At 36.2% G+C, this 15,908-nt stretch carries 16 protein-coding genes; 3 read left to right on the top strand and 13 right to left on the bottom strand.

Annotated features, from left to right (window positions below):
* Positions 1–278: 278 nt before the first annotated feature.
* Positions 279–668 carry a DUF7147 family protein gene (locus tag DN410_RS17435; protein WP_000616005.1) on the top strand — a complete coding sequence of 130 codons (390 nt, stop codon included), beginning with the start codon at positions 279–281 and terminating at the stop codon, positions 666–668.
* A gap of 56 nt (positions 669–724) precedes the next feature.
* Here DN410_RS17435 and DN410_RS17430 read toward each other — a convergent pair whose 3' ends face one another.
* The 6 genes from DN410_RS17430 to DN410_RS17405 all read right to left on the bottom strand — a co-directional run bounded on the left by DN410_RS17430 (position 725) and on the right by DN410_RS17405 (position 4,280).
* Positions 725–991 carry a YlbG family protein gene (locus tag DN410_RS17430; protein ID WP_002093356.1) on the bottom strand — a complete coding sequence of 89 codons (267 nt, stop codon included), beginning with the start codon at positions 989–991 and terminating at the stop codon, positions 725–727.
* A 127-nt stretch (positions 992–1,118) separates the two neighbouring features.
* Positions 1,119–1,571 (bottom strand): YlbF/YmcA family competence regulator, encoded by a 453-nt coding sequence (locus DN410_RS17425; RefSeq protein WP_000634352.1) that lies wholly within the window; start codon positions 1,569–1,571, stop codon positions 1,119–1,121.
* Positions 1,572–1,685: 114 nt separating this feature from the next.
* The gene (locus DN410_RS17420) at positions 1,686–2,258 is read right to left on the bottom strand and encodes a histidine phosphatase family protein (protein ID WP_149177406.1); all 573 of its coding nucleotides are present in this window, start codon (positions 2,256–2,258) and stop codon (positions 1,686–1,688) included.
* 77 nt (positions 2,259–2,335) lie between these two features.
* On the bottom strand, positions 2,336–2,581 hold the full coding sequence (locus tag DN410_RS17415) for a YlbE-like family protein (protein WP_088230197.1): 246 nt from the start codon (positions 2,579–2,581) through the stop codon (positions 2,336–2,338).
* 11 nt (positions 2,582–2,592) lie between these two features.
* Positions 2,593–3,048, bottom strand: a complete 456-nt coding sequence (gene ylbD, locus DN410_RS17410; protein WP_149177405.1) for a YlbD family protein — start codon at positions 3,046–3,048, stop codon at positions 2,593–2,595.
* A 197-nt stretch (positions 3,049–3,245) separates the two neighbouring features.
* The gene (locus tag DN410_RS17405) at positions 3,246–4,280 is read right to left on the bottom strand and encodes a CAP domain-containing protein (RefSeq protein WP_149177404.1); all 1,035 of its coding nucleotides are present in this window, start codon (positions 4,278–4,280) and stop codon (positions 3,246–3,248) included.
* Between the two features lie 205 nt (positions 4,281–4,485).
* Between DN410_RS17405 and DN410_RS17400 the strand changes: the two genes are divergently transcribed.
* Entirely contained in the window at positions 4,486–4,851 is a 366-nt protein-coding gene (locus tag DN410_RS17400; protein ID WP_071713180.1) for a YugN family protein, read from the top strand.
* A gap of 122 nt (positions 4,852–4,973) precedes the next feature.
* Here the strand turns inward: DN410_RS17400 and ctaG are convergent, their stop codons facing one another.
* The 6 genes from ctaG to ctaB form a co-directional block, all read right to left on the bottom strand.
* Positions 4,974–5,879, bottom strand: a complete 906-nt coding sequence (gene ctaG / locus DN410_RS17395) for a cytochrome c oxidase assembly factor CtaG (protein ID WP_149177403.1) — start codon at positions 5,877–5,879, stop codon at positions 4,974–4,976.
* 90 nt (positions 5,880–5,969) lie between these two features.
* The gene (gene ctaF, locus DN410_RS17390) at positions 5,970–6,302 is read right to left on the bottom strand and encodes a cytochrome c oxidase subunit IVB (RefSeq protein ID WP_149177402.1); all 333 of its coding nucleotides are present in this window, start codon (positions 6,300–6,302) and stop codon (positions 5,970–5,972) included.
* A 3-nt stretch (positions 6,303–6,305) separates the two neighbouring features.
* Positions 6,306–6,929, bottom strand: a complete 624-nt coding sequence (gene ctaE, locus DN410_RS17385; RefSeq protein ID WP_000557856.1) for a cytochrome c oxidase subunit III — start codon at positions 6,927–6,929, stop codon at positions 6,306–6,308.
* Positions 6,929–8,764, bottom strand: a complete 1,836-nt coding sequence (gene ctaD / locus DN410_RS17380; RefSeq protein WP_179958627.1) for a cytochrome c oxidase subunit I — start codon at positions 8,762–8,764, stop codon at positions 6,929–6,931. The genes ctaE and ctaD overlap by 1 nt, the downstream gene beginning before the upstream one ends.
* A 60-nt stretch (positions 8,765–8,824) precedes the next feature.
* Complete coding sequence (gene coxB / locus DN410_RS17375; protein ID WP_000745273.1) at positions 8,825–9,874, bottom strand: cytochrome c oxidase subunit II; 1,050 nt, start codon at positions 9,872–9,874, stop codon at positions 8,825–8,827.
* Between the two features lie 93 nt (positions 9,875–9,967).
* A complete protein-coding gene (gene ctaB, locus DN410_RS17370) occupies positions 9,968–10,891 on the bottom strand; it encodes a protoheme IX farnesyltransferase (protein WP_001015058.1) in 924 nt (307 codons plus the stop codon).
* A 497-nt stretch (positions 10,892–11,388) separates the two neighbouring features.
* Between ctaB and ctaA the strand changes: the two genes are divergently transcribed.
* On the top strand, positions 11,389–12,324 hold the full coding sequence (gene ctaA / locus DN410_RS17365; protein WP_149177401.1) for a heme A synthase: 936 nt from the start codon (positions 11,389–11,391) through the stop codon (positions 12,322–12,324).
* A 78-nt stretch (positions 12,325–12,402) separates the two neighbouring features.
* On the opposite strand, the gene pyc is transcribed toward ctaA, so the two are convergent.
* A complete protein-coding gene (gene pyc / locus DN410_RS17360; RefSeq protein WP_149177400.1) occupies positions 12,403–15,849 on the bottom strand; it encodes a pyruvate carboxylase in 3,447 nt (1,148 codons plus the stop codon).
* Between the last annotated feature and the right edge of the window lie 59 nt (positions 15,850–15,908).

The raw sequence follows: 15,908 nt of genomic DNA, 5'->3' as shown, positions 1-15,908 counted from the left end.
AAAAATAAAAAGCCAAACATAAAATTTATTTTCATTATGTATATCTTCATTTAGATTGGACATAAATAATTATAACAACATCACCTTCGATGTTGTTGCCAACCGCGGAGAAGACTTACGTTTCCCCATAAGTTCTTCCTCCGGTTTCTCCTCTCCCTTTGCCTTCTTACTAGTACATACTAGTATAAGAAGGGCCCTGCTTTGCAGGGTTTTTTTTATTTGTCTACTTTTCATTTAAAAAGTGAGATGGTACAGTAAAAGAAAGAGGAGGAAAAAATATGATTCAACGCTTTATAGAACTCGGAGAAGGCTACTCTGATTTATATGAATTACTTGAAATTGCCAAAGCAAATCAAGAACGTATAACCCATATGTTACAATTCGAAACGATAAAAAATGAAAAAAAAGTTTGTTCACTTGTTGTAATATTAAAACCAACTACTACTGGTGATTTCCAACCATTATACATATGTCGCGAAGGCATTCCTATGCTTGAAAATAAGAAAAGTAAACGTGTCATTTTATTCGAAGAAATGGCAGAACAACTAGGAAAAAAAGTGACTACATTTACTGTAAAACCGTCCACAACTTTCCCAGAAAAAGAACTATTTTTCAATCATTTAATTGGTATTTTACGAATGAACAATTTCATTCCTCCAATGAAATAACATTTTATTTCAAGTGAAAAATCCCCCCGCTAAACGTAGCAGGGGGATTTTTCGCATTAACTATAATCGTATTCTTTTGCCCGATCTGGACGAGAATTTTCAAATTCTGTTTTTAAAAACGGGCGGTACGACTGTTCTATCTTTTTCACAAAAGGAAGTTTGTTCAACTTATGCATCATGTGCTCAATTTGTTCCATATCACAATATACAACTGCATATTTCAAACGCTTTGATATGTAATGTATGTTACCATATTTCCTCAAAATCTTGGCATGTTTCAATGAGTGTAAATAAACAATCATACTTTGTCGTTGCCCGAACATAATCTTCTCCATCTTCTCCTTTTAAAAACTTAAATTTTTATATTCTATGAAAACCAATCAGAAATTTATGACATTATAGAACAAACTCTGTATACGTTTTCTTCCATATTCTAAAAAACGGGGTAAATCACCCCGTTTTTTTGCAGCCACAACCGCCACCGGTACCGCAACCGCCACTACAGCCACCAACATCAAAAAATGGATTTCCTGTTGGAACTTTAACGGAAGAAGACACCTCAGAGCCGATTGCCACACTAACTTCATCTAATAATTTTTGCAAAGCAGTTTCTACTCGTTTAAAGGCTGCAATTTTATCATGTAAGTCTACAGAACGCTTTAATTCCCTCATTTTCGTTGAAACGAAAGTATAGTCAGGATGGTATTTACCAAAACGCTGCACTTCCTCATATCGTTCCTTCATCGCTGTAAATTGCTGAATTAACGCCTGAACTTCCATATCTTCATGCAATTCTTTATAACACTTACGATAATCTTCTGCTATATCTGAACAGATAATCGCTTTTGCAAGCTGCTCTGCCTTATCTAATATCAATACGCTTTCCAGCGTCGCTACAATCATGAGAGACACCTCCGAGTATTCATCATACCACATTTAGAATAGAACTACTAATTGAAGTGCCTCACTTAAAAGAAAGATATAACTCTAACTGATTTTACACAATCGCAAATACACTTATACATTAATATGTTCCGCAATATTATATTGAAGAACATCCCATTGTCCACTATTTTCTTTCACATAACTAATACATGCATTTTTTAATGGGGTCTTAAACGTAATTTCATCTGGTTCAATTGCATGTAAAATTGCTTTTATCGCATGGGAATGAGCAACAATGATAATACGTTTGCCAGAATGCGTTGCTGCAACATCTTCTAAAGCCGCAAAGCAACGAGCTACTATTTCTTCATCTTGCTCCATACCTTCTACTTTACCTTCTGCTATTAACTCCCTAACAGTCGCAACCGGCTGCCCAGAAGCTTCTCCAAAATTCCGTTCAACAAATCGCTCATCTAATAAAATCGACTGTAATCCAGCTGCCTCTGCGATTTCATTGGCGGTCTCTTGCGCTCTAATTAACGGGCTGCTAATAATTAAATCCCACGATTCCGCTTGTAAAGCAGCTGCACTTTGACTCGCTTGCTTCTTCCCAACTTCATTAAGTGGAATATCTTCACGCCCCTGAATAATTTCTCGAAAATTCCAATCAGTTTGTCCATGTCGTACTAAACAAATTTCCGTCATGCTGCAACTCCTTTTTTAAATAATCCGCTTCTATTGTAACAAAAGTTCTGCATGACGGACATAGTTTTCCCTTCCAATTATGTCGCATTTTGCTGCTTCATATACTGAAACATATCAATCATGATTGAAGCAACCGCCAATTGATTTTGAAATTTCTCTACTTTATCTGGTATCGTTTTTTTGAAATGCTGCATCGCTGCCAACTCAAAAGCCTCTTTTTCTTCAGGGTTTCGTGTTAATTTTCTATACCAGTACGGTTGTTCCCTAATATAGCGAGATAAATCTTCATCAGCTTTTATAAACTCCATAAGTTCTGCTCTCATCATCTTTCCCCCTAATCCTTCTGAAAGAAAAATGGATTATTTTCTGAAGTACTTTGCTCTTGCTGCTCGCGTTTCCCTTGAAATTGTTGAAAAACTTGTTGCACGCTACCAATAGCACTCGTCACATTGGCTAAATGATGTTGCATTTGTTCCACATCTAGCTTTTTAAAGAAAGAAAGCATTTGTCCCATCACATCGGCAGTTTTTTCCTCTTCAGTTCGATTATCTTTTTCTTTTTCTTTTTCTTTTTCTTTTTTATTTTCTTTTACCGAAGAAAAAGCAGGCGCTCCATCAGGTCTAAAAGTTGCCCATATCGGATCTTCTTCACCAAGTAAGTACCATTCCTCATAAAACTGTTGCCAAGTTTTATGACCACTTCGAACTTCATGAACCATTTTAGGGTGATGGTTTACAAACTCTTTAAACTGTTGAACCGATGGATGTAACGGCCCTTTTGTTGTTGGCATAATCCTCACCTCTTCATGTGTATCTACTATATTGTAAGAAAAAAAAGGCGCATGGTTCGCCTATTTTTAGACGATTCATGCACCTTTTTATCTCGCTATTTGTTTGCAGGATGATACCCACCTTACAATCCAGTGAATGCGAGGGAATTATCCAAGAACGTAACTATTCATAAAAGCCCACCGCTTACGGTTTCACTTTATTTTCGAATAAAGTTTTGTGTATAAAATTTATCATATACCCCAACACCTAATCCAGTAAATTGTTCATTCAATAAATTTTTTCTATGCCCCTCACTATTTAACCAACCCTGTACGGCCGCAATTCCATCACTATGTTGCGCCGCTATGTTCTCACCAGCAAGTTGAAACCCTACTTTCCCGCGCTGCAAACGATCTCCTAATGTACCTAATGTCGGTGAATCGTGTGAAAAATAATTATTATCCTTCATATCCTTACTGTGACCAATAGCAACTTCTGCTGTTTGTTGATCCCATGTTAACAACGGTAATTCATGACGACTTCGAATAATATTTGTTAAATCAAAAATTTGTTGCATATTCCCATTCTCTACTTGCTTCATTTTTTCTGGCGTCAATGGTTGTTCTGCAAGTAATTCACCTGAATAAACAAGTTGATACGGTCTTTGGCGTAATAACGTTTCATCATCCATATAACGAACACCAACAAGCTCATGTGTAAAATGATCAAAATATAATTGTGCCCATCCATCTTCTACAGGTATTAACGGTTGTTCCATTACTTCGGTATCAGATAACTCAAATTGATAATTATTCTTCCCTCTTTTTAATGAAATCTCATGTGAGAGTGGATTCTTTTTATATACTTCTTCATACTTTTCATTTATATAATAAGGCGTCACCTTAACTTGTTCACCAGCAACATACGCCGTTACAACTTTACGTTCAGCAACTCCAAATTGAACATATTGAGCTAAATCTTGATTGTATATCCACCATTCATATCCGTAAGCAGATGGCTCTATTCGGGATGGTTCGCCCCATTTTGCTAATAAAATTTCAGAGTCCCCACCAATCATATTTAAAACAGTATCCGAAGAGTCTTCATTTACTTGTTTTTTCTTTTTCACAATTTTATTTTCTTGTTTGGATTGAGATGGGGTTAATATATATTGTGAAACGAGTAATTTCCCGTATAAATCAACAGCTAAAATTAAAAATGTAATCATTACGATACGCAATAATTTCTTCAAACGATATACCTCCTGCACAAAACATAAAATTGAGATATACACAAATCCTTTTCTTTCCTTTTTGTGTGTACCGTACTCTTCTCACTATATCATATTTTCATGAAAAAAGTCTGGATTATCCCTTTTCTCTCAATATGAATTGCACTTTCTTATTATTCATACTATTATAAAAATAATGATGTAATATTAAAAAAGGAGGTATTCTATGCAATTTACAAATACGAAATTTAACGGGGCAGTCGTTGATTTAACACTTTTAACTGAAATTATGGAAAATAACCATTTTGTACTTGCTGGACAGTGGGATTATGAACGGGTTACATACGATTATAAATTTGAGATATTAACGGATGTTTATTATTTGCGAGTACAAGGTATTGCTATTGAAGGTGACATCGGTAGCAGACATGCTGAAGTAAAACTACTCCCTCCCTTATTAGGAAAGCATTATTATCCTCATGGCGTTGAATATGGTGATGATGAGACTTTCCCAACGAATGTACTTCAAAAAAGTGAACAACTCCTTCAAAACGTCGAAAAAGAATTAAAAGAATTTCAAATTATAGAGTAACTAAAAAAGAGTGCATCAGTAGGATGCACTCTTTTTTTATCCAGCTATTCGCCGGACAGTAAACGCCCGATTGGTGAAGGCTAATAATCAGCGGGGATGCCTCCGCTGATTAAAGTTTCACTTTATTTCGTCTGCAAATAAGGTGGTAATTGTTGCAACTGCTCTTTATCCTTTTCGCGTTCCCTACGTGCCCATCTAAAGAATACATAGCCAATAATCGTACCGTACACTATTTCCTGGACAATTTTCATAATGATACCGCCAGTTTGTTGATCTTGTACTACTGGCATCCAGTGCAAAAATTCTGGTCCAGTTATATTTAAATCCGATAAAGTTCCCGCTGGTACACATAATTCCATCGCTTTCATCCAAGCAGCTGAATCCGTATATGTTGCAAATAATGGAGCAGTCGCAAAAATGATTAATGCACAAGCTGGCGTTAATAGTATACCGTTAGCAAACATGTAACCAAGTTTCTTTATATCACTTAACGTCTGATATTCTGGTAATGGATTTAGCATCGGCCACCACATCATCATTGCTGCAAAAAACAAAATAGCAAGGCAAATAGGATGTAAAACTTGACTTTGTTTTATAGTATCAAATACAACTGGCAAATGATAAAAAGAAAATAAGCCATTAAATATAAACAAAGCAATGAGTGGTTTTGCAAAGATTTTCAACATAATTTGAACAAACTTAAAAGAAGTAATATAACGATATAACCAAATTGGTATACCAAGTAGTAATAAAGGTGGTACTGCGATATACATAATCGCCATTTCAAACATATGTGCACTAAATACAATATGTCCTATTAAATCGATTGGTCCCCCCTTTACAAAATACAAAAGAACAATTCCAATCGTAAAATAGAAAATCTGTTTTTTACTTACTTTAGTCGCATTCTCAAATCGATCTCTATACGGCCCAATAATTAGAAAGTACCCAATCAAAATAGAAATCATAAACATCATAAATACAGGACTCCATAAAGCTTGAAAACCGAATATCCATAAGTTATCCATTTTTCACACCTACCTTCTGAAAACTATTTTCTCCTTTCACGTAACGTGAATAGGGGACTGTGATAGCACAAGTCCCCTATGTCTTACTGTTTAAAGCCATACAATTGTCATAAAAGCTAATATTGTAATTAGCCCTATTAGCAAGCCAGAATAGAGAAAGAAACTTGCCGCTTCATGCCCTTTATGACTCATATGCATAAAGTAGTACAATTGAAAAATCACTTGAACCACTGCTAATAGTAAAATAAACGGGACAGAGAAAGTTGGACTAAACGTTTTCGGATATGCTACCGCTACAAACGCTACTAATGTCAAAAATATCATTAATGCAAATGTAATCACTTGATGCTTCATTTCCTCTGCACTTTTTCTCTTTCGATAAACCAGATCGACCTTAGGATTATTCGTTTGCTTTATTGCCATTGTTTATCCCACCATTCCCATCAAATATACTACAGTGAAAATAAACACCCAAACTACATCAATAAAGTGCCAATAGATTGATGCAACGTAAAACTTTGGTGCATTGTATAGATTTAAACCTCGCTTCGCATTTCTGAAGATTAAAGTTAATATCCAACACAATCCAAACAATACGTGGAGCCCGTGCGTACCAACAAGAGCATAAAATGCAGACCCAAATGCGCTACTTCTCATAGTATGCTTAAATTCATGCGTATAATGATAAAACTCATATATTTCAAATCCCAAAAAGCCTAAACCAAGTAACACTGTTATAAGTAGCCATAGTTGCATTTTCTTGAAGTTAAAGTTCTTCATATGATACATCGCATATACACTCGTTAAACTACTTGTTAATAAAAGCATCGTCATAATAAAAACGAGTGGCATTTGGAACATCTCTTGAGATGTTGCTCCACCATTTGTAGAGTTTTTTAGTGCTAAATATGTGCCAAACAAGGAAGCGAACAACACCGTTTCGCCTCCAAGAAATAACCAAAAACCGACAAACTTATTTTTCCCCTCAAGGGTTGCTTTTTCAGGCTCTGCTGGAAATGTTTCATTCGTTAATTTTTCATCTACATGCATTATGCCTTGCCCCCCTTATCCTCTAAATCTTCCTTATGAATATGATATCCATGATCATCAATTACTGAACGTAGGAACATTGCACCGAATGTAATGATTAAACCAATAATTGCTACTAATAACCAGAACTTATCTTTTCCACCCTGCATATACATGGCACCGAATGCCGCTATAAACAATCCTAAAGAAATGATAAATGGTGAAAATGATGGATTTGGCATATGAATATCACCAACTGGTTCCGCCGCTGTCATCTCTTTATTCCCTTCACGTTTTTCAATCCAAAACGGATCTAACCCGCGAACAAATGGCAATTGTTTAAAGTTATATTCCGGTGTAGGTGCTGGCATTGTCCATTCTAATGTACGTGCATCCCATGGATCACGACCAGCCTTTTCTTTTGATACAGTTGTTTTAATTACATTGAATAGAAGAACAATCGTTCCAAGAGCCATAAACACCGCTCCAATAGAACTAATCATATTCCCCATTTCCAACCCTTGGCCTTCAAGATATGTGTAATAACGACGCGGCATACCAATCAAACCAAGGAAATGCTGAATGAAGAACGTTAAATGGAAACCGATAAAGAATAGCCAAAATGTTATCTTTCCTAACGTTTCATTCAATACTTTATTAAACATCAGTGGCCAATAATAATGAGCTCCTGCGAGTAAGCCAAATACAACACCGCCGACGATTACATAATGAAAGTGAGCTACTACGAAATAATTATCATGAAATTGATAATCAGCTGGTGCAGATGCTAGCATAACACCTGTAACTCCCCCCATTACGAATGATGGAATAAAAGCTACTGCCCACATCATCGGTGTCGTAAAACGAATACTTCCGCCCCACATCGTAAAGAGCCAGTTAAATATTTTAATACCGGTCGGAACTGCAATCGCCATTGTTGCAACTGAGAAAATAGCATTTGCAACTGGCCCAAGACCAACTGTAAACATATGATGCGCCCATACCATAAATCCTAAGAATCCGATTAATACTGTTGCAAACACCATTGACGAATAACCAAATAATCGTTTTTTCGAGAACGTCGCGAAGATTTCTGAGAATATTCCGAAAGCTGGGAGTATAAGAATGTATACTTCTGGATGACCGAAAATCCAGAATAAATGCTCCCATATAATTGTATTTCCGCCTAAGGCTGGATTAAAGAAACTTGTTCCAAATAAACGATCTAACATTAAAAGCCCTAATCCTACAGTTAATGGCGGAAACGCAAATAATATAAGTGAAGATGTTACAAATGTTGTCCATGTAAACATCGGCATACGCATATATGTCATTCCTGGCGCACGCATATTAATAATTGTAACAAGGAAGTTAATACCACCAATTAATGTACCAATACCAGATATTTGTAAACCGAGTACATAAAAATCAACACCATGACCTTTAGAAGCTAAAGCTAAAGATGCATAAGAAGTCCACCCTGCATCTGGTGCTCCACCTAAAAACCAACTTAAATTTAAAAATACTCCACCAAAGAAAAATAACCAAAATCCGAGTGAATTCAAAAACGGGAACGCTACATCACGTGCACCAATTTGAAGTGGTACAGCGGCGTTCATAAATGCAAACACGAGTGGCATAGCTGCGAGGAAAATCATTGTTGTACCGTGCATCGTTAATACTTGATTATAAGCATCCCCAACAAGAAAAGCGTTGTTAGGAATCGCCAATTGAAGGCGAATAAATAGAGCTTCTATCCCGCCTATTATAAAAAACAATCCACCTGCAATTAAATAGAGAATGGCAATCTTTTTATGGTCTACTGTCGTTAAATAATCCCATATGACAGCACCCATCCCCTGTTTTTTTGCTACAGAACTCACGTTTTCAACCTCCCCTTCGCGAATAATCCCTCTTTACTTTTCAACTTTTAACGTTTGTAAGTATGCATTTAATGCATCAATTTGATCATCCGTTAAGTTGCCATATTTACCAGTCATTTTATTTCCTGGTTTCATATTTTCAGGATCTTTCAGCCATTTTTTTAAGTTTTCTTCATTGTTTTCGGCAATGCCGGCAACCATATCGCGATCAGCAAAGTTCGCTAAGTTTGGTGCGATACGAGCGGAAGGTGGTCTACTATCATTAGATCCAACTGCGTGACAACCAATACAGCTTTTATTAAATATTTCTTGGCCCTCTTGCGCCTTTGTTGAAGCTACTTCTTTCTTCCCATCAATCTTCTTCATATCAGCAAGCCAGTTTTTGTACTCGCTTTCATCTAAAGCTTTCACTTTAAATTGCATTAAAGAATGTGATGGGCCACAAAATTCTGTACAAAAACCATTATAAGTGCCCGATTTATCTGCCTTTAACCACATTTTGTTTACATTGTCTGTATTTGTATCCATTTTCCCAGCTAAAGATGGAACCCAAAATGAGTGTTTAATATCGGCACCCTTCAAATTCAAATACACTTTCTTACCTGTGGGGATGACTAAATCTTGAGAAGTTACTATTTTTTCTGATTTATAAGAAAATTCCCACCAATAAAGATTCGCTGTTACATCAACAACGATAGTATCTTTATCAATATTCTTTTTCTCCATCGCACTTACATCAGCAAGTTTGAATGTATATGTAACCGTTGGAACAGCTAAGATTAGTAAAAGAATAATCGGAATAACTGTCCATATAATTTCTAGTTTGTGATTCCCTTCAACTTGCTCTGGAATATAATCTTCCTGACCTTTCTTTTGTCGGAAACGCACAATTACATATAAGAAAATAATAGTAACTACTAGTACTACTCCTACCATGATCGCACTTGCTAGTAAGAGCAGATCATATTGCATTTTTGCTACTTCTCCTTGCGGAATTAAAGTAGATTGAAAGGCTTTACCGCATCCCCCTAACAGTAAAGCCAGCAGTGAAACGAACGAAAGCAGTCGCCACTGTTTCTTCATACAAACAACCCCCACTTTCCTTGTGAATTAGATTGTACTTTATAGTTAAGTAAAGTAAATCTCAACGTAAAGAAATCCAATTATGTCGTTGTCTTAGAAGAATGTAACTACAATCATTGATACAAATAAGATTGTTAAATAATTTAGGGAATAAACAAACATTTGCACGGACCATTTGATGTCATCTTTCTTACGGAAGCCATAAAATCCTAAAACGATCCATCCGATGTTAAGCAGTGTTGCAATTACCATAAATGTTATCCCTAGTCCACTCATATAAAATGGTAGTGGTAATAAACATACTGTCCAAATCATAATTTGGCGTTTCGTAATTTCAAATCCATGAACTACAGGAAGCATTGGAATTCCTGCATTTCGATATTCATCAACACGTTTCATTGCTAATGCAAGGAAATGTGGGATTTGCCAAATAAACATAATTAAAAATAGCATCCAAGCAATTGGATGGCCTAAAGATGGATCGATTGCTGCCCATCCAATTAAAGGTGGAACTGCACCAGATATACTACCTACAACAGTATTTAGTGTATACTTTCTCTTTGTCCATAAACTATATAGAACAACATATGTGAAAGCACCAATAAACCCCATTAACACTGCCATTGGTGTTGTTAATAATAAAAATACAAACCCAAGAAGTAATATAACTAATCCAAATGTAAGTGCAAATCCTGGTTTATACTTTCCAGTAACCGTTGGACGGGTCTTTGTTCTTTCCATTAATGGATCGATGTCTCGATCAATGTAGTTGTTTAAACAACATACCCCTGCCATAACTAATCCAGAACCAACGATTGTAAAAAATAACTTATCCAGATTGTCCATTACACTTAATCCATTAAAGTGTAATGCCAACCAAAATCCTGTAAATACAGTAAGTGTATTTGAGTTTACAATCCCCATTTTAACGAGTGCTTTTAAATCTTGTAACCGAGTTGTTTCCGGTACACTTGTAACAGCAGACTCATCATGCAGCTCACTTGTTGCATGGTTCATCACTTTAACCCCCTCTTAAAACTTTCATCTTTCTTTTTGCGCCTATTTCGAATGAAATAATTCGCTTCTATATAGCAATATTATTACAGTAGAAATATTGTTAACCCATTCTACTACTAATCTACGCCCATACTCCAATATATTAAATCATATTTCCCGAACATTTTGTGAAGAAAACATGAACTTTTTGTGTCGAACATAAAAAACTTTATTCTTACTTATCCTTATCATAACATGATGTTACCTTCTATAATAAACTATTTTGTCATATTTAACACGTATTCTCCCCATTTCTTTTCAAAATAGCCTATTTTTCACCTAAAAATTTCCTTATACATCCTATTTTTACAACTGTTTTCTCTCTCCTGCCTCCCCCCTCCATTTCTTTGCTATTTTATTATTTTTTATATATCATAGGAACTAGCGCGTTTTATTCTATACATAATGGAATGAAAATATTTCGCAATAACTTCATAGCAGAAAGATGGTGAAAGAGATTGCAACGCTTTATTAAATGGTTAGCAGTCATTACAAGCCTTGATTTATTAATAGTTTTATTAGGAGGCGCTTTAGTTACAAAAACAGGTTCTGGCCAAGGGTGCGGTAAATCATGGCCACTTTGTAACGGTGAATTTGTTCCATCTAATTTATCAATGGAAACTATTATTGAACTAAGTCACCGCCTTACATCAGGATCAGCAGGAATTCTTGTCACTCTCCTTTGTATTTTGTCCTGGAAATATTATAAACATGTGCGTGAAACAAAAACGTTAGCAATTTTATCCTTCGTATTTTTAGTTGCACAAGCATTAATGGGAGCCGCAGCAGTTGTTTGGGGACAAATGCCAGCAGTACTTGCTATCCATTTCGGTATTTCCTTAATTTCATTTGCTTCTGTTATTTTATTATCGTGTCTTATTTTTGAAATTGATCAGAAATTTGATGCACGTTCACTTATTATGGACAAAAAAATGAAATTTCATATTTATGGTGTAACAATTTACTGTTATCTCGTTGTCTACACAGGAGCTCTAGTACGTCACGAACGAGCTAGCTTAGCCTGTCCAGACTTCCCTTTATGTAGTAAAAATAGACCTATGCCAACTCAACTACATGAGTGGGTTCAAATGGGACATAGGCTTGCAGCAATGTTAATTTTCGTTTGGATACTATACGCGATGATTATTGCTATTCGTCAATATAAACAACAACGCGTAGTATACTGGGGATGGATTATTTCCTTTATCCTTGTAACACTTCAAGCTATTGTTGGGATTTTAGTTGTATTTACAAATGCTAGTTTAGCAATGGCATTATTACATTCCCTATTCATTTCTTGCTTGTTTGCTGTATTATGCTATTTAGTTATGTTGGGTACAAGAAGTAAGGTCAATGCAAAAGAAGCAGCATCAACTTCTAAACAAACTAAATAAATTAAAGTTTAAATACCTTGCGCATCCGCAAGGTATTTTTGCAATAAAAAAAGAGCTGCTTTCGCAGCTCTTTTTATTTTAATGATCTAATTCAATAAGTAAGTCACCTGTTTGAATTGCGTCTCCATCATTTACATATACTTTTTTCACCTTACCATTGAACGGTGCTTGAACTGTCGTTTCCATTTTCATCGCTTCCGTAATTGCCATAGAATCGCCTTTTCTCACTTCATCGCCTTCTTTTACAACTACTTTAATAACCGTTCCTGGCATTGTTGCACTAATATGATTTGGATTTTCACGGTTTCCTTTCATACGTTGGGCAACTGTTGCTTTCACACTTTCATCTTTCACAACAATTTCACGTGGTTGACCGTTAAATTCCAAGTAAAGAACACGATTTCCATCCGGCTGAGGTTCTCCGATTGATACGAGTTTAACCATCAATGTTTTACCTTGTTCAATTTCCACATCAATTTCTTCACCAAGTCTCATACCATAGAAGAATGTCGGTGTATCCAGAACAGATACATTGCCATAAAGCTCTGCAACTTTTTCGTAGTCCATAAATACTTTTGGATATAATGCATATGCAACTACATCAAAAATCGTTACTTCGCGTCCAAGTTTATGGAATAACTCTTCTTTTAAAGCATCAAAATCTACTGGCTCTAGTAATTCACCCGGTCTTACTGTTAAAGGCTTTTTCCCTTTTAAAATAATTTCTTGTAATTCTTTCGGGAAACCTCCGTATGGTTGTCCTAAATCGCCTGAGAACATTTCAACAACAGATCCTGGGAAGTCCATAGAATGCCCACGCTCTAAAACATCTTGTTCTGTCAGGTGATTTTGAACCATAAATAATGCCATATCACCGACAACTTTAGATGATGGTGTTACTTTTACAATATCTCCAAACATATCATTCACACGGCGATACATTACTTTCACTTCATCAAAGCGATCACCTAACCCAACTGCTTTCGCTTGTTGTTGAAGGTTACTATACTGTCCACCTGGCATTTCATGCATATATACCTCTGTATGTGGTGCATTCATACCACTTTCAAACGGTGCATAATATTTTCGTACATCTTCCCAATAATGAGATAGTTTTTCTAATGAATCTATATTAACATCTGGTTGCCTTTCGTTTCCGCCTAATGCATAGTATAGCGTATTCGCACTTGGTTGTGACGTTTGACCAGCCATAGAACTCACTGCCACATCGACAATGTCAACACCTGCTTCAATTGCCTTCGTATACGTTAATATACCATTTCCACTCGTATCATGTGTGTGCAGGTGAATTGGAATCGATACTGTCTCTTTTAATGAAGAAACTAAATCATATGCTGCGTTAGGTTTTAATAACCCTGCCATATCTTTAATTCCTAATATATGAGCTCCTGATGCTTCTAACTCTTTTGCTAAGTTTTTATAATAATTCAAATCATACTTGCTACGTAACGGATCATGAATATCCCCTGTGTAACACATTGTCGCTTCTGCAATTTTACCAGTATCTCGAACAGCGTCAATCGCAACTCGCATACCTTCCACCCAGTTTAAGCTATCAAAAATTCGGAACACATCAATTCCAGCTTGGGCAGAACATTCTACAAACTTTTGAATTAAATTATCTGGATAGTTTTTGTATCCAACTGCGTTTGAAGAGCGAAGTAACATTTGGAATAAAACGTTAGGCATTTTCTCACGAAGATCTAGTAATCGTTCCCATGGATCTTCTTTTAAGAAACGATATGCGACATCGAACGTTGCACCGCCCCACATTTCCGCTGAGAATAAGTTCGGTAACATTCTCGCTGTTGGCTCTGCAATTTGATGTAAATCTTTCGTACGAATACGAGTTGCAAGTAAAGACTGATGCGCATCTCGGAATGTTGTATCCGTTAAAAGTACACGTTTTTGATCTTGTACCCACTTTACTAATCCATCTGCTCCACGCTCATCCAAAATTTGTTTCGTTCCATTTTGGATTGGCTCTGAGTGCTTTACGCTTGGTATACGAGCATCAGGGAAAATTGGCTTCTCTTTTTTCCCTACTCCAGGGAATCCATTTACTGTTACTGAACCAATGTAATTTAACATTTTTGTTCCGCGGTCTTTACGTTTCGGGAACAAGAATAGTTCAGGTGACACATCAATAAACGAAGTATCATATTCTCCTGATAAAAAGTTTTTATGTTTTACTACATTCTCTAGGAATGGAATATTTGTTTTAATACCACGAATACGGAATTCTTTTAAGTTACGTTCCATTTTTGCAGCAGCTTGTTCAAAAGTAAGTGCCCAAGTTGTAACTTTTACAAGTAAAGAATCATAGTAAGGTGTAATAACTGCACCTTGGAAGCTATTACCTGTATCAAGACGCACACCAAAGCCACCACCTGATCGGTATGCCATTATTTTTCCTGTATCTGGCATAAAATTATTTAGTGGATCCTCAGTCGTTACACGAGATTGAATTGCAAATCCATGTACAACCACTTCCTCTTGCTTAGGTACACCTACTATCTTACTATGTAACGCATGCCCATCAGCTATTAAAATTTGTGATTGAACGATATCCACTCCTGTAATCATCTCTGTAATCGTATGTTCTACTTGAACACGTGGGTTTACTTCAATGAAATAGAAATTATTATCCTTTACAAGGAATTCTACCGTTCCTGCGTTTAAATAGTTTACATTTTTCGTTAACTTTACAGCAGCTTCACAAATACGCTGACGCAAATCATCTGAAAGCGACACACTCGGTGCAATTTCTACTACTTTTTGATGACGACGTTGTACAGAACAGTCACGCTCATATAAATGAACAACATTGCCCTCTTCATCTGCTAAAATTTGTACTTCTATATGTTTAGGTTTTTCAACGAATTTCTCAACGTACACTTCATCATTACCAAAGGCTGCTTTGGCTTCTGACTTCGCTCGATTATACGATTCTCTTAATTCTTCACTTGTACGTACAATACGCATACCACGACCGCCGCCACCAAGGGAAGCTTTAATAATAATCGGGTAATCATACTTTTCAGCAAATTCTACGACTTCTTCTAGTGAATTTACTGGACCATCACTACCAGGAATAACTGGTATTTGTGCTAGCTGCGCTTGTGTTCTTGCCTTAACTTTATCTCCAAACATATCTAAATGCTTACTTTTTGGACCGATAAAGATAATCCCTTCTTCTTCACAACGTTTCGCAAATTGAATATTTTCTGACAAGAAACCATATCCAGGGTGGATTGCATCTACATGATTACTTTTCGCAATCTCAATAATGCCCTCAATATCTAGATAAGCATCAATTGGCTTTTTCCCTTCCCCAACTAAATAGGACTCATCGGCTTTATAGCGATGATAAGAACCACTATCCTCTTTAGAATAGATTGCAACTGTTTTTAACCCAAGTTCCGAACAAGCTCGAAACACACGAATTGCAATCTCTCCACGGTTAGCTACCAATACTTTTTGAATACGTTGCAGCTTTGTCATGATTTTCCCCCTCTACTTTCCTACCACTCTAGAGATAAAATATATACACACTCTAAAGA

Source organism: Bacillus sp. SH5-2 (assembly GCF_008368905.1).
In the GTDB taxonomy this organism is placed as follows: Bacteria; Bacillota; Bacilli; order Bacillales; family Bacillaceae_G; genus Bacillus_A; species Bacillus_A luti.
The sequence above is the reverse complement of the archived record's forward strand: the minus strand, read 5'-3'. Positions and strand labels throughout refer to the sequence as shown.

Bases quoted from the DNA above. Each gene is read 5' to 3' on its own strand.
- DN410_RS17435 (WP_000616005.1), top strand. From the start codon at position 279: ATGATTCAACGCTTTATAGAACTCGGAGAAGGCTACTCTGATTTATAT.
- DN410_RS17430 (WP_002093356.1), bottom strand. From the start codon at position 991: ATGTTCGGGCAACGACAAAGTATGATTGTTTATTTACACTCATTGAAA.
- DN410_RS17425 (WP_000634352.1), bottom strand. From the start codon at position 1,571: ATGATTGTAGCGACGCTGGAAAGCGTATTGATATTAGATAAGGCAGAG.
- DN410_RS17420 (WP_149177406.1), bottom strand. From the start codon at position 2,258: ATGACGGAAATTTGTTTAGTACGACATGGACAAACTGATTGGAATTTT.
- DN410_RS17415 (WP_088230197.1), bottom strand. From the start codon at position 2,581: ATGAGAGCAGAACTTATGGAGTTTATAAAAGCTGATGAAGATTTATCT.
- ylbD (WP_149177405.1), bottom strand. From the start codon at position 3,048: ATGCCAACAACAAAAGGGCCGTTACATCCATCGGTTCAACAGTTTAAA.
- DN410_RS17400 (WP_071713180.1), top strand. From the start codon at position 4,486: ATGCAATTTACAAATACGAAATTTAACGGGGCAGTCGTTGATTTAACA.
- ctaG (WP_149177403.1), bottom strand. From the start codon at position 5,879: ATGGATAACTTATGGATATTCGGTTTTCAAGCTTTATGGAGTCCTGTA.
- ctaF (WP_149177402.1), bottom strand. From the start codon at position 6,302: ATGGCAATAAAGCAAACGAATAATCCTAAGGTCGATCTGGTTTATCGA.
- ctaE (WP_000557856.1), bottom strand. From the start codon at position 6,929: ATGCATGTAGATGAAAAATTAACGAATGAAACATTTCCAGCAGAGCCT.
- ctaD (WP_179958627.1), bottom strand. From the start codon at position 8,764: ATGGGTGCTGTCATATGGGATTATTTAACGACAGTAGACCATAAAAAG.
- coxB (WP_000745273.1), bottom strand. From the start codon at position 9,874: ATGAAGAAACAGTGGCGACTGCTTTCGTTCGTTTCACTGCTGGCTTTA.
- ctaB (WP_001015058.1), bottom strand. From the start codon at position 10,891: ATGAACCATGCAACAAGTGAGCTGCATGATGAGTCTGCTGTTACAAGT.
- pyc (WP_149177400.1), bottom strand. From the start codon at position 15,849: ATGACAAAGCTGCAACGTATTCAAAAAGTATTGGTAGCTAACCGTGGA.